Below are 12875 nucleotides of genomic sequence, written 5' to 3'. Positions count from 1 at the left end.
TTAGAAACAGATATCTAAAAGAAGGTATATAATTTTAAAATTAATAGTAATATATTTTTGATAAAATAACATCATTGTATTAATATAAAATTATTGGATATATTATTGAAATGATTGCTAAGGTAATTGATGGTAAATATGTATCTGAAGAAATAAAACAAAAGATAGCTAAGAAAGTATGCCAGAATGTGAATTCTGGAAAGCGTGCACCAGGATTAGCTATGATCTTAATAGGGCATGATCCAGTTTCTGAGATATATGTAGCTAACAAAAAAAAAGCATGTGAACAAGTTGGTTTTATTTCGTTTCTTTATGTTTTACCTGTTACAACAACTGAAAATGAAATTTTTCAATTAATTGAAACTTTAAATAATGACGATCGTGTAGATGGTATTTTAATCCAGTTACCATTACCAAACAAATTAAGAAAAGTAAGTATTTTCGAACATATCGCTCCTGATAAAGACGTAGATGGGTTTCACCCATATAATATCGGTTGTTTGTGTCAACGATCTCCTACTCTGCGTCCTTGTACCTCTCGAGGTATTATTACTTTGTTGGAATGGTATAATATAGATATGTTTGTATTACATGCAGTTGTAGTTGGAGCATCAAATATTGTTGGTCGTCCTATGACGATGGAATTGTTGTTGGCGGGATGTACTGTATCGATTACTCATCGTTTTACTCAGAATTTAAAAGTGTATATTGAACATGCTGATTTATTAATAGTAGCAGTAGGCATGGCGAATTTTATTCCTGGTAGCTGGATAAAACGAGGAGCTATAGTAGTAGATGTTGGTATTAATCGTTTAAGTAATGGAGATATAGTTGGCGATGTTCATTTTTCTAGCGCTTATGAACGAGCTGCGTATATTACGCCTGTTCCAGGTGGAGTGGGTCCTATGACGGTTGCTACGCTTATTCAAAACACTTTGCAAGCCTACTATAATCATCTTTGATAAGAAGATATAGAGATGTTTGTAAGTTTATTCTATTTTAATTATTTTATTGCATGTTTGTATTGTTATAATGCCATTTTGTTATGCCTGTAGGGCCGTCTTCTAATGTTACTCCCATGACAGTTAGTTTGTTTCGTATTTTATCAGATAATTCCCATTGGTTGTTTTTTCGAGCATCTTCACGACGTTTAATTAATTTTTTAATTTTTTTAATATGAAATTTTTTATTATTTTTTGATGCTGTTTCTTTTAAAAAAATTTCTGGATTTTGATACAGTAATCCGATAATGTTTGCTAAATATTTTAAAGTGGTTGCTATTTTTGGGGTGAGAGAATGATGTTTAATTTTTAAATCATTTAATTTATGTGCTATGTCAAATAGTATTGAATATGCTTCTGGCGTATTGAAATCATCATTCATTTTAGAGATAAATTTTGATATAAAGTAGTCTTTATCACTAAGTTTAATTTCGGTATTAGGTTTGGTATCTCTCAAAGCAATATAAAGTCGTTTCAGAGATGCTCGTGCACTTTTAAGACTATTGTCATCATATTTTAATTGGTTACGATAATGGGCAGACATTAAAAAATATCTTATTGTTTCAGGATCATAACGTTTTAAAATGTCACGTATAGTAAAAAAATTATTTGATGATTTCGACATTTTTTCATGGTTTAATAATAGCATACCGGAATGTATCCATATCTTTGCATAAGGTATATTATAAGCACAAACAGATTGGGCCATTTCATTTTCATGATGTGGGAAAATTAAATCAGATCCTCCACCATGAATATCTAATTGATTACCGAAAATAGAATGGTTCATAGCAGAACATTCAATATGCCATCCTGGACGTCCTGCTCCCCATGGAGATGGCCAATAGGGTTCGCCTGGTTTAGATGTTTTCCACAGCACGAAATCTATAAGGGGGTTTTTTATATTTGGTGTCTTTAATATATTGTTGTATATTTCGGGTATTTTTTTTTTTCTAGATAAGATTCCGTAGTTATGCATGGTTTTTACAGAGAACATTATATCCCCATTAGAAGCTACATATGCGTGTTTTTTTTTGATTAGTAGGTGAATAAGTTTAATAATTATATTAATATGATCGGTTACTTTTGGTTCGTAATTTGGACGTAATATATTTAATGTATCGAAATCTAAATGCATTTCTTGAATCATACGATTAGTTAATTGTTTGGTTGTTTCGTTATTTTCATAGGCTCTTTTTATAATTTTGTCATCTATATCTGTAATATTACGAACGTAATTTACTTGATATCCACAGTGACGCAAATAACGGATAATAGTATCAAATGCTAGGAATGTTCTAGCATGACCAAGATGGCATAAGTCATATACAGTAACACCACAAACATATATTTTGATTTTGCCATTAACAAGAGGTATAAGTCTTTCTTTTTTTCTTGTTAAAGTATTAAAAATTTTTAGCATTTTAATTTATTCTATAATGTTAATATATTTAGCATTTATAGTATGCAAATACTTGTGGAAAGGTATTTACTTTTTAAGTAAAATTATTATTAAAATTGTTTATGTTAGCACAATACTATTTGTCATAACTTTCATAATAAAAATATAACATATGTTATTTTAATAAAAAATACATAATTAGTGTTTGTTGTGTAATTGAAATGATTGTGACTGATGATTATATTGTATTATATGATTAATTATATATATGTTTGATATAATGAATCTTCTTTGGTCTATTATATTTTTGATTGTATAATTTTAATACGGAATATTAAAAAATTTATAAGAATCAGTATTCTACTTAGTAAATATGTCAATTTTATTTATTTCAGATATTCACTTGCGTTCAGAATCTCCAGATGTTACTGATGGATTTTTGCATTTTTTAAATTATTTCGCAATACGTGCTCGAGCCCTTTATATTTTAGGAGATTTGTTTGAAATTTGGTTAGGAGATGATGATTGTAAATCATTACATATTAATATTGCTAGAGCTTTAAAAAGATTAAATGAAAATAAAATTTCATGTTATTTTATTCATGGCAATCGTGATTTTTTATTGGGAAAAGAATATGCTAAGGCTTGCGGTATGATATTATTATCTTCAAAACAAGTTCTAAAATTAGAATCAGGAAAAAAAATAGTTATTTTACATGGAGATACTTTGTGTTCTGATGATAATTCGTATAGATTGTTTAGAAAATGTTTTCGCCATATTGTAGTGCAGAAGTTATTTTTGTTATTACCGTTATCTGTACGTTCACATATTTTTAGTATCGTACGTTCATTTTGTGCACGACATAAACAATGTAAATCAAAAAAAAAATTGGGTATTAATTTAAGAATGGCTACAGATATCTTAATTAAGAATCATGCAGATATTATGATTCATGGACATACTCATCAGCCAATGATTTATAAAGTTTTTAGATCTAAAAAAGATATATTAAATATAATGGCGTTAGGGTGTTGGAATAAATATGGTTCAGTGATAGAAATAAATGAAGAGAATGATAATATTGTATTTATGGAATTTCCGATATGCTAAACGATTAGACATTAATTTATATTTTTATTTTATTATGTTATAATATAACGAATAATATCGTTGTTGTGTTTAAAGCAAGATGTATGAATCTATTATATTTCTTATATAAATAAAAAATATAAAATAAGAATTTTTAGTTTAGGTGTTATTTTTTGTGATTATTTAATATATTTTTGGGGTAGTTTTATTTTGGTAAAATAAGTTTTTCCTATGATTATTTTGAAGATTTTTAAGTAGTTTTATTTTTAATTTTTAGAATTTCTGATAAGTATTAATTTTATTCAAATATGGAGTTATTATCATTAGATTTAATTTTCTATAAACTAATGTTTGTTTAAAAAGATTTTAAACTTATATTTTGTTAAATAAAATAATGTTTATATATTATTGAAATTAATGATTGTTGGTGGTTCTAATAATAAGTTATTATTTAAATTATAATGTAAATTGTCGAGTGATATGATAGGCAATTTTTTATTTAGTTAGTCAATATTTTATTTTTAAAAAATATAATCGCGCATTTTATTGTAACAGTTAGTATTGTGTTGAGTTCTCAAGACTATGGAAGTGAATCGGAAAAAATTAATCGTAGTAAAAACTTATAATTTTTGATTCTTGATTGGTAGTAAGTATCGACTTATGTAATAATTCTGGTATTATTGTCACCCATATTTATTTTAATTAAATTGTGATTAATTATATAACTAATTATTTTTCAATTAATAAACTAATTAATTCTTCATAGATTTCAGTAATTTTTCGATTTCCATTGATAGAAAAATATTGTGTTTTTTTAGATTTAGATTCGTTTCGGTAATAATCTAATACTGGTTCAGTATGTTGATAGTAGTTATTTAATCGTTTACGTATAGCTTGTTCACAGTCATCTTTCCGGGTAGTCAAAGATTCACCGGTAATGTCATCTAATCCACAAATTTTAGGTGGATTAAATTGAATATGATATGTTCTGCCAGAATCTATATGTATTCGTCTACCTGTAATACGGTCAATAACTATAGAGTCTGATATAACGAATTCTATAACGTAATTTACAAAAATTTTATACTTTTTCATAAATTCTGCTTGTAAGATTGTTCTAGGAAATCCATCCAATAAAAATCCGTTACAGCAATCATTTTTATTAATGCGTGTGTTAATTAATTGCACTATAAAAGCATCATTTACTAGATTCCCAGTATGCATCGCATTTATTATATTTTTTTGAATATTGTGAGACTGATGCGGACTTTTGGTCAACGATTGACGTAACATCATACCTGTAGAAATATTTGGGATGTTATATTTACTTGAAATGAGATGAGCTTGTGTCCCCTTTCCAGATCCAGGAGGCCCAAGAAATATAATACGTATCAAGTTTAACTCTCGATTAAGGTTATGTAAGGTTATTAAATAATATTTATAATATACTGCATCCTTATTTTCAGATATAAGGAGAGTATTATTTAAATATATATATAAAGGATGTTAATTTTACGTTAATTCCTAAAATGTTCCATGATATCATCATTTAAATATCAATTATCATATTTTATCAATTAGTTATTATAGACTATAAGAGTATATTTTATTACATTTTTTATATTTAATAAAATATATCGTACTATTGTTAGTATAAATAGTAATTAATAATTAATTAAAAAATGAAAGAATATATTTAAATAGCTTGAAATTATTTGTGTATGATCTCGAATCAATTTTTTGTTGATTGCGATTATTTAACAAATAATGCTTGTTTTTAGCAAGATAAATTATATTTGTGATGGGTTTGATTTAATTTTTAATAGTTAAATACGCAACATAACAATTATATAATTATGGTGTCATTATTATAACGATAATTAACTAATTGTAATTAGATAAATTATATGTATACGAATAATTAAATATTAATTTAATGATTAAACTCATTTATGCGTATAAGTAGATAAATAGTATATTTTAACTAGTAAGTATCACTTTTATATTAAATTACTTTAATCTCATTTTCGTCGATTTCAGCATCAAAAAAAGTTTTGATCATTTTAATATATGGATCGTTGGAAAATTCTTGTTTTATTTTTGATATTTTTTCTTTATATAAAATATAAATATGTTCCATTGGTGTTTTTATATCGTAATTATCATCTTTTTTTATATGTAATGTGATCGGTATACCAATATTATTGCTGAGGGATTCCTGTATTATATTGTGCAATTTTATGGAATTTAAATGTTGATAATTAGAACGAACGTGTAGACAAATTTCATTTGAAGAAATTTTTTCTTGCCAAGAATTCATAACTAATTTTTTTGCTGTTTTTGGTAATGCTAATCGATATATTTGTGATGTCCATGAATCGTTTCTTATTGCTTGCTGGAGTATTTCTTTTATGAAGTTAGATATATTTTGATTATTTTTACTACAGTGTTTGTTGTCACCATCATTCTTGTTAGATTCCAAAGAATCTGATAGATCTGTATTGATTTTATTAATATTATTAGAATTATTTTTTATAATGTTTGTATTAATATTGGCAAATCGTTCTAATATTCCTTTTATTGTTGTTTGAGATTTTGAAGTTGAGTTTGACATTTTTTCTATTATGTTTGATTTATTATTTTTTTTATATTGTAATAGTTTTGCACGAGCTTCCAATATTTTAGAAGTAGTATCTATATTATTAGTGTTAGATGTAGGTTTTGGTAATTTTGATTTGATGTTATTGGTATTATTAGATTTTTTTAAATTTAAACATAACATATTTTCTACTTTATTTTGGTTTTCTGGATTTAATAGATTTTTATTTTGATTATCATTTTTTGTATGAATATCATTAGTAATGGTAGATTGTGTATTGTGTGTGTTGAGCATAGGATTATTATTTGAAGGAATAAAATTTGAAGATATATTATTATTATGTTTTTTATTTGTTACATTCTCATCTGGGCGAAAGGCAAATGCACGTAGCATGGTCATTTCTATGCTCATACGATGGTTAGGAGCATAAGGTAATTCTTGGCGACCTAATAGAAATATTTGATAATATAATTGTACATTTTCTGGATTAATATGATTACTTAATTTGTGTATACGTTGGTTTATATGTTGTGTTATGTTATTGTTGTCTTTTTTTATAGAGTTCGATAGAAATTGACCTATGGCTATTTTTTGTAAGATAGTAAGCATCTCACTTAAAAGATTATCCCAATTAATTCCTAAAATTTCATAGTTTTCAATGCGGCACATTACATCATCTATACTTCCGTTTATTAAGCTTTCAATTAAAGATAATGGATGTTCAATATTTAATATACCAAACATATCATCAATGACATTATTGGTTATTTCGTTATTTCCTAATACAATAGCTTGTTCAGCTAAACTAAGTGCGTCACGCATGCTTCCTTTGGATGCGTGAGCTAATGTTTCTAAAGCGGAAGATTCTATTTTTATCTTTTCTGTATTAAAGATATGTGTTAGTTGAGTTATAATGTGAGAGTCACTTAGCGGTTTTAAGCAAAATTGTAGACATCGGGATAATATGGTTGCTGGTAATTTTTGATATTCAGTAGTAATTAAAATAAATTTGACATGTGTAGGTGGTTCTTCTAATGTTTTTAACAAAGCGTTAAAACTATGACGTGATAACATATGTACTTCGTCTATGAGGTATACTTTAAAACGACCTCGCGATGGCATGTATTGTACGTTATTTAAGAATTCTCTGGTATCTTCTACTTTAGTACGTGATGCGGCATCTATTTCGATAAGGTCAATAAAACAGCCTGATTCGATATCTTGGCAATTATTACATTGACCGCACATATTAGAGGTTAATCCTTGTTCGCAATTTAATCCTTTTGCAAACAATCGCGCAATAGTAGTTTTTCCTATGCCTCTTGTACCGGTCAATATATAAGCTTGGTGAATTTTATTTAATGCAAAACTATGTGTAATTGCTTTAATAATATGGTTTTGTCCTACAATATCGGCAAATTTCTTTGGACGCCACTTACGGGCAAGTACTTGATAATTCATAATATATAACTCGTATAATAATATTATAAATAGAAGAATGAAATCTAATTGGTTTAGTAAATATATTTTTAACAATCAGAAAACATTACTAAACTATAAGAATTTATTCCTATTTTTTTTAATAATGATTTACCCCCTAAATTTTCCAAATCTATTATAAATCCAGCATGATTTACTTCTCCTCCTAATCGTCTAATTAACTTTACTACCGCTGCAATTGTTCCGCCTGTCGCTAATAAATCATCTATCACTAAAACTTTATCGCCTGGTGTAATAGAATCAGCATGTATTTCTAGGCATCCACTATCATATTCTAAAATATATGGTTCACTAATAGTTGCGCGCGGTAATTTCCCTGATTTTCGCGCAGGGATAAAACCTAGTTTCAGTATTAAAGCCAATGGAGCGCTAAATAAAAATCCTCTTGCTTCTATGCCCACTACTTTAGTTAATTTATAGTCTTTATAATGATGGGCCAGAAGGGTAATGCTTGTTGAATATGCTTGTGGATTTTTTAATAATTCAGTTATGTCGCGAAATAAAATACCTTGTTTTGGGTAATTAGGTACAAATTTGATATTTTTCTTGATTAATTCTAATTGTTGATCCATAACATGCATCATATTTGATTCCAAAATATAAAAAATAATTTAAATGTAATTTATCTATTTATATAGAAATTGTGTATATATTAAACTTCATAATATTGTAATTATAAGTATTAATTCTATGTCTTATATAAGTTATAATTTTTATTTAAAAAATTCTAATTTTTAAATAATAAAATATATATTTTTACATGATCAGATGATTGGAAATTGCAAATAGTTGTATTTTTGTTAGTAAAATAAATTTATATGATATATGTGGATTTATATTCATTTTATATTTATAGCAAACTTCAAGTGTGTATTTTAAATTATATAGATTTACTAAATAAATATTTTAAGCTGAAATAGAATTGTTACTATATATTTAAATATATAGCTAATCTATTAGTATTTATGATAGTGTATAAATTTAATTAATTAAAAATTAATTTTTTGAATATTTTTGATAAATAATATAATTAATGATTTATATAAATAAATATACTGTTTTAGTTCTTAGTTATTATTTAATCATTTTAATAGTTTTTAATCCTTATAATTTATATTTCTATAATATAAATTATAAGGATTAAAAACTATTAGTTCTTGTAACTTTAATTTATTATATCTTTATTAAATTAATAATTAAAAATTGTATACTTAATATTTTTAATTAAGTAAAACTACAGTAGTATAATGTTTTTTGAAGAAGTAAAAATGTATCATTATTTAATAAATTAAATCTTAATCATTTATTTTTTATTATTTATTTGTTTAGAATAAGAATTAATTTTCTCCTAATAATAGGTATTATAATAAGAATACAACACATCGATATTATCGATTATGATAACAATTGTTCTACGTTTTATTTTAATATCGTTAATGCAATTATATTAAAGTACTGTTGTAGCGGGATACTAATAAAGAAGCAATTTTAATTTTTGCTACGGCTGCTTCCTTCCAGACCTGACCGGTTTTACAAAAGTTATTATGCATAATTTAATAGCATCCCTGTAGAGATTATCAGTGATTATTCTAAATTTTTCAAGAAATAATTATACATTTAAGTTTAATATCATTTAAATATAAGATATTTTTTGTTTGTAAATACTTCAATGTGATATATTTTGAATGATTAAAATTAGTTCATAAGTATTTTGTGAGATAAATTTAATTTTCGTTATTATAGATAGTATCATTTGTGCAAATATTTATAATTTTTAAAAATTTTTTCTAATAAAAATATTTGATTAATTTTATAAATCTTTATTAATTATATTTTCTAATCGATAGTTAATAATGTAGATATTGTATAATTTTTATGCATATCATGTTGATAACTGTTAAGATTGTTGTTTGTTTAAAAATTAATGTAACTTGTTTAATATGTAATTTTAATAAAATACTATATATAGGCAGCAATATGGTTAAGTAGTTACATTGTGGTTCTTGATATTAAAATATTGGTTTTATTAATATAGAATTCTGCTATTTTTAAAAATTTAGTGATTAAGATCAACAGATCTTGTTAGGACTATGGTGATATCCTAATCTTAGGAATAAATATCTTATCTTAATAACTCAAATTCATAGTGTAATTTATGTAAATTCATTAATATAAATCAGTCTATGATGAGTAGTATATGTTTCATTTATTTTATATGTTTTTTATGAAGATATTTTATATTTCATGCTAATGACGTGTTAGGTGTAGTTTCATAATTAAATGGGGCATTTTGTAGTGCTAATATCAAAACTTCATCTATTTGCTTTACTGGATGAATATCTAAGTTGTTTACTACAATGGCAGGCATATCTTCCAGGTCTCGCTTATTTTCATACGGTATTAATACTGTTTTAATACCTCCTCGATGCGCTGCTAGTAATTTTTCTTTTAAACCTCCGATAGGCAATACTTGTCCTCTTAAAGTTATTTCTCCTGTCATAGCTACGCTAGATTTAACGGAATTTCCTGTTAAACAAGAAACTAAAGCAGTACACATAGCAATTCCTGCGCTTGGTCCATCTTTTGGAGTGGCTCCTTCAGGAACATGTACATGAATATCTTTTTTATTATAAAAATCAGTGTTAATTCCTAGTTTATCTGCACGTGACCGTACTACAGTTAATGCAGCTTGAATAGATTCTTGCATAACTTCACCTAATGAACCGGTGTAAGTTAATTTTCCTTTTCCAGGAACACAAGCAGTTTCAATCGTTAACAGATCGCCCCCTACTTCAGTCCAAGCCAGCCCAGTTACCTGTCCAACACGGTTTTCGAGGTCTGCACGGGTGCAATCATAACGTTGTACACCAAGGAAATTTTTTAAATTGTTTTTGTCAATGGTTATATATTTAATTTTTTTATTCATTAACAGTATTTTAACTGTTTTTCTGCATAATTTTGAAATTTCACGTTCTAAATTACGTACTCCAGCTTCACGTGTATAATGTCGAATAATTCCTATCAAAGCGTCGTCTTTAATAGTTAATTCTTCTGGTTTTAAAGCATTGCGTTCTATTTGTTTAGTCAGTAAGTGTTGTCGTGCTATATTTAATTTCTCATCTTCAGTGTAACCAGATAAGCGTATTACTTCCATTCTATCTAATAAAGGACTTGGAATATTCATTGAATTGGAAGTAGCGACAAACATAACGTCAGATAAATCGTAATCAATTTCTAAGTAATGATCATTGAAAGCAGTATTTTGTTCGGGATCTAACACCTCGAGTAAAGCAGCAGCCGGATCTCCGCGCATATCTAAAGACATTTTATCTATTTCATCTAAAAGAAATAACGGATTTTTTACGCCAACTTTAGACATTTTTTGTATAAGTTTACCAGGCATAGATCCAATGTAAGTACGACGGTGGCCTCTAATTTCAGCTTCGTCACGCATACCACCTAAAGCCATACGTATATATTTACGTCCAGTGGCTTTAGCAATAGACTGTCCAAGTGAAGTTTTTCCTACTCCAGGTGGTCCTACTAAACATAAAATAGGCCCTTTGATTTTATTTATTCTATTTTGTACTGCTAAATATTCTAAAATACGATCCTTAACGCGCTCTAATCCATAATGATCTTTATCTAGACTTTCTTGAGCTTTAAGTATATCTTTTTTCATTTTACTTCTTGCATGCCATGGCACTGATAATATCCAATCAATATATCCACGCACTACAGCAGCTTCAGCTGACATAGGAGACATCAATTTTAATTTTTGCCACTCTGATTCTACTTTATCTCGTGCTTCTTTAGGCATTTTAGCTGTTTCTATTTTACGTTTGAGAGTTTCATTTTCATCAATGATATCGTCTAGTTCTCCTAGTTCTTTTTGAATAGCTTTCATTTGTTCATTTAAGTAATACTCACGTTGACTTTTTTCCATTTGTTTTTTTACACGATTTCGAATACGTTTTTCAACTTGCAACAATTCAATTTCTGATTCCATCATTGCTATTAAATATTCTAGTCGTTCTGTAATATCTGACATTTCTAATATTGATTGTTTATTATTTAATTTTAGTGGCATATGAGCAGCAATAGTATCGGCAAGACGATCTGCATTATTAATATTATTTAACGACACTAAAACTTCAGGTGGTATTTTTTTGTTAAGTTTAAGATATCCTTCGAATTGATTAATAACAGCACGCATTAGTATTTCTTGTTCACGTTCATCTAATGTTTTAGGTTTTAAAGAGCTAACATCAGCCTTAAAATGGTTTCCGGTATCAGTTAACTCAATGATACGAGCTCGTGTCAATCCTTCAACTAACACTTTAACTGTTCCATCTGGTAGTTTTAGCATCTGTAATATTATGGATATTGTTCCAACTGAAAATAGATCATTGATACTTGGTTCATCAGTTGATGCTTCTTTTTGAGCTACCAACATAATTTTTTTATCATCATTCATAGCAGATTCAAGGCATCGAATTGATTTATCCCGGCCAACAAACAACGGGATTACCATATGTGGATATACTACTACATCGCGCAGAGGTAATACAGGTATTTCAATGCTCTCAGGTTGCTCAGTATTCATAGAGCTATCTCTCTTGGTTAAATCTTTCCAGATTATAACATTTTAAATATTTAGTTGTATTATCTTTATTAACTAGACATTTAAAGGATATGGGGACAAAATCAATTATATTCAATATTGAGCATTATGAAAAGAAAAATAAATAATTATTTATTGATAAATTGGTATATTATTTAATGTTTATTAAAAATTCAGTGATTTTAAAATTCTATTTTTTAAAATTAAGTTTTTGATTTTAAATCATTTTTTTATTTAAAAATATTCAGTATTTTTAATATTTAAATGGAATTATTAATTATTTTAAATTTTAAATATAATTGTTTATTTTATCGAAGGTATAGTAATATAGTAAGTAATTATCATATTTGCTATTTTAGATTGATTATTAAATTAATTAAATGGTCTAAAAATATATTAATAATATTTTGATTTAAGTTATTAATTATTTTAAATAAGTAATTTTTATTTAATTTTAGAATATACAAGTAAAATTAAAAATATTGTTTATTTTAAGATGAATATTATTTTTAAAAAAATTAATATTACTAATAGTATAGTTTTAAATTTAATTTTAATCACTATATATTAGATCGAAATACTGATTTTTTGAAAGTGATTTACATTTATTTTGAGTAAATATTTTTTATAATATTTATTCCTAACGATTTTAGATGTAA

General features: G+C 26.4%; 7 protein-coding genes and 1 other RNA gene. 2 read left to right on the top strand and 6 right to left on the bottom strand.

Annotation, left to right across the window (positions count from 1 at the left end; genetic code table 11):
• The first annotated feature begins 110 nt into the window (after window positions 1-110).
• Entirely contained in the window at window positions 111-962 is an 852-nt protein-coding gene (gene folD / locus M9400_RS02335; protein WP_250232252.1) for a bifunctional methylenetetrahydrofolate dehydrogenase/methenyltetrahydrofolate cyclohydrolase FolD, read from the top strand.
• A gap of 46 nt (window positions 963-1008) precedes the next feature.
• Here the strand turns inward: folD and cysS are convergent, their stop codons facing one another.
• Window positions 1009-2424: a cysteine--tRNA ligase gene (gene cysS, locus M9400_RS02330; RefSeq protein ID WP_250232251.1), complete on the bottom strand. Its 1416-nt coding sequence runs from the start codon at window positions 2422-2424 to the stop codon at window positions 1009-1011.
• 352 nt (window positions 2425-2776) lie between these two features.
• Between cysS and M9400_RS02325 the strand changes: the two genes are divergently transcribed.
• On the top strand, window positions 2777-3514 hold the full coding sequence (locus tag M9400_RS02325; RefSeq protein WP_250232250.1) for a UDP-2,3-diacylglucosamine diphosphatase: 738 nt from the start codon (window positions 2777-2779) through the stop codon (window positions 3512-3514).
• 708 nt (window positions 3515-4222) lie between these two features.
• On the opposite strand, the gene adk is transcribed toward M9400_RS02325, so the two are convergent.
• The 5 genes from adk to lon form a co-directional block, all read right to left on the bottom strand.
• Entirely contained in the window at window positions 4223-4885 is a 663-nt protein-coding gene (adk, locus tag M9400_RS02320) for an adenylate kinase (protein ID WP_250232705.1), read from the bottom strand.
• A 613-nt stretch (window positions 4886-5498) separates the two neighbouring features.
• On the bottom strand, window positions 5499-7553 hold the full coding sequence (gene dnaX / locus M9400_RS02315; protein WP_250232249.1) for a DNA polymerase III subunit gamma/tau: 2055 nt from the start codon (window positions 7551-7553) through the stop codon (window positions 5499-5501).
• A 68-nt stretch (window positions 7554-7621) separates the two neighbouring features.
• Window positions 7622-8176: an adenine phosphoribosyltransferase gene (apt, locus tag M9400_RS02310; protein WP_250232248.1), complete on the bottom strand. Its 555-nt coding sequence runs from the start codon at window positions 8174-8176 to the stop codon at window positions 7622-7624.
• Between the two features lie 880 nt (window positions 8177-9056).
• An RNA gene (ffs, locus tag M9400_RS02305) (signal recognition particle sRNA small type) lies at window positions 9057-9153 on the bottom strand.
• 681 nt (window positions 9154-9834) lie between these two features.
• Window positions 9835-12198: an endopeptidase La gene (lon, locus tag M9400_RS02300; protein WP_250232247.1), complete on the bottom strand. Its 2364-nt coding sequence runs from the start codon at window positions 12196-12198 to the stop codon at window positions 9835-9837.
• Between the last annotated feature and the right edge of the window lie 677 nt (window positions 12199-12875).

The organism is Blochmannia endosymbiont of Camponotus sp., assembly GCF_023586085.1.
Taxonomy (GTDB): domain Bacteria; phylum Pseudomonadota; class Gammaproteobacteria; order Enterobacterales; family Enterobacteriaceae; genus Blochmanniella.
This window is presented reverse-complemented; position numbering and strand designations above follow the sequence as displayed.

What these genes read in the sequence shown, in the direction of transcription:
- folD (WP_250232252.1), top strand. Translation starts at nt 111, where the DNA reads ATGATTGCTAAGGTAATTGATGGTAAATATGTATCTGAAGAAATAAAA.
- cysS (WP_250232251.1), bottom strand. Translation starts at nt 2,424, where the DNA reads ATGCTAAAAATTTTTAATACTTTAACAAGAAAAAAAGAAAGACTTATA.
- M9400_RS02325 (WP_250232250.1), top strand. Translation starts at nt 2,777, where the DNA reads ATGTCAATTTTATTTATTTCAGATATTCACTTGCGTTCAGAATCTCCA.
- dnaX (WP_250232249.1), bottom strand. Translation starts at nt 7,553, where the DNA reads ATGAATTATCAAGTACTTGCCCGTAAGTGGCGTCCAAAGAAATTTGCC.
- apt (WP_250232248.1), bottom strand. Translation starts at nt 8,176, where the DNA reads ATGATGCATGTTATGGATCAACAATTAGAATTAATCAAGAAAAATATC.
- lon (WP_250232247.1), bottom strand. Translation starts at nt 12,198, where the DNA reads ATGAATACTGAGCAACCTGAGAGCATTGAAATACCTGTATTACCTCTG.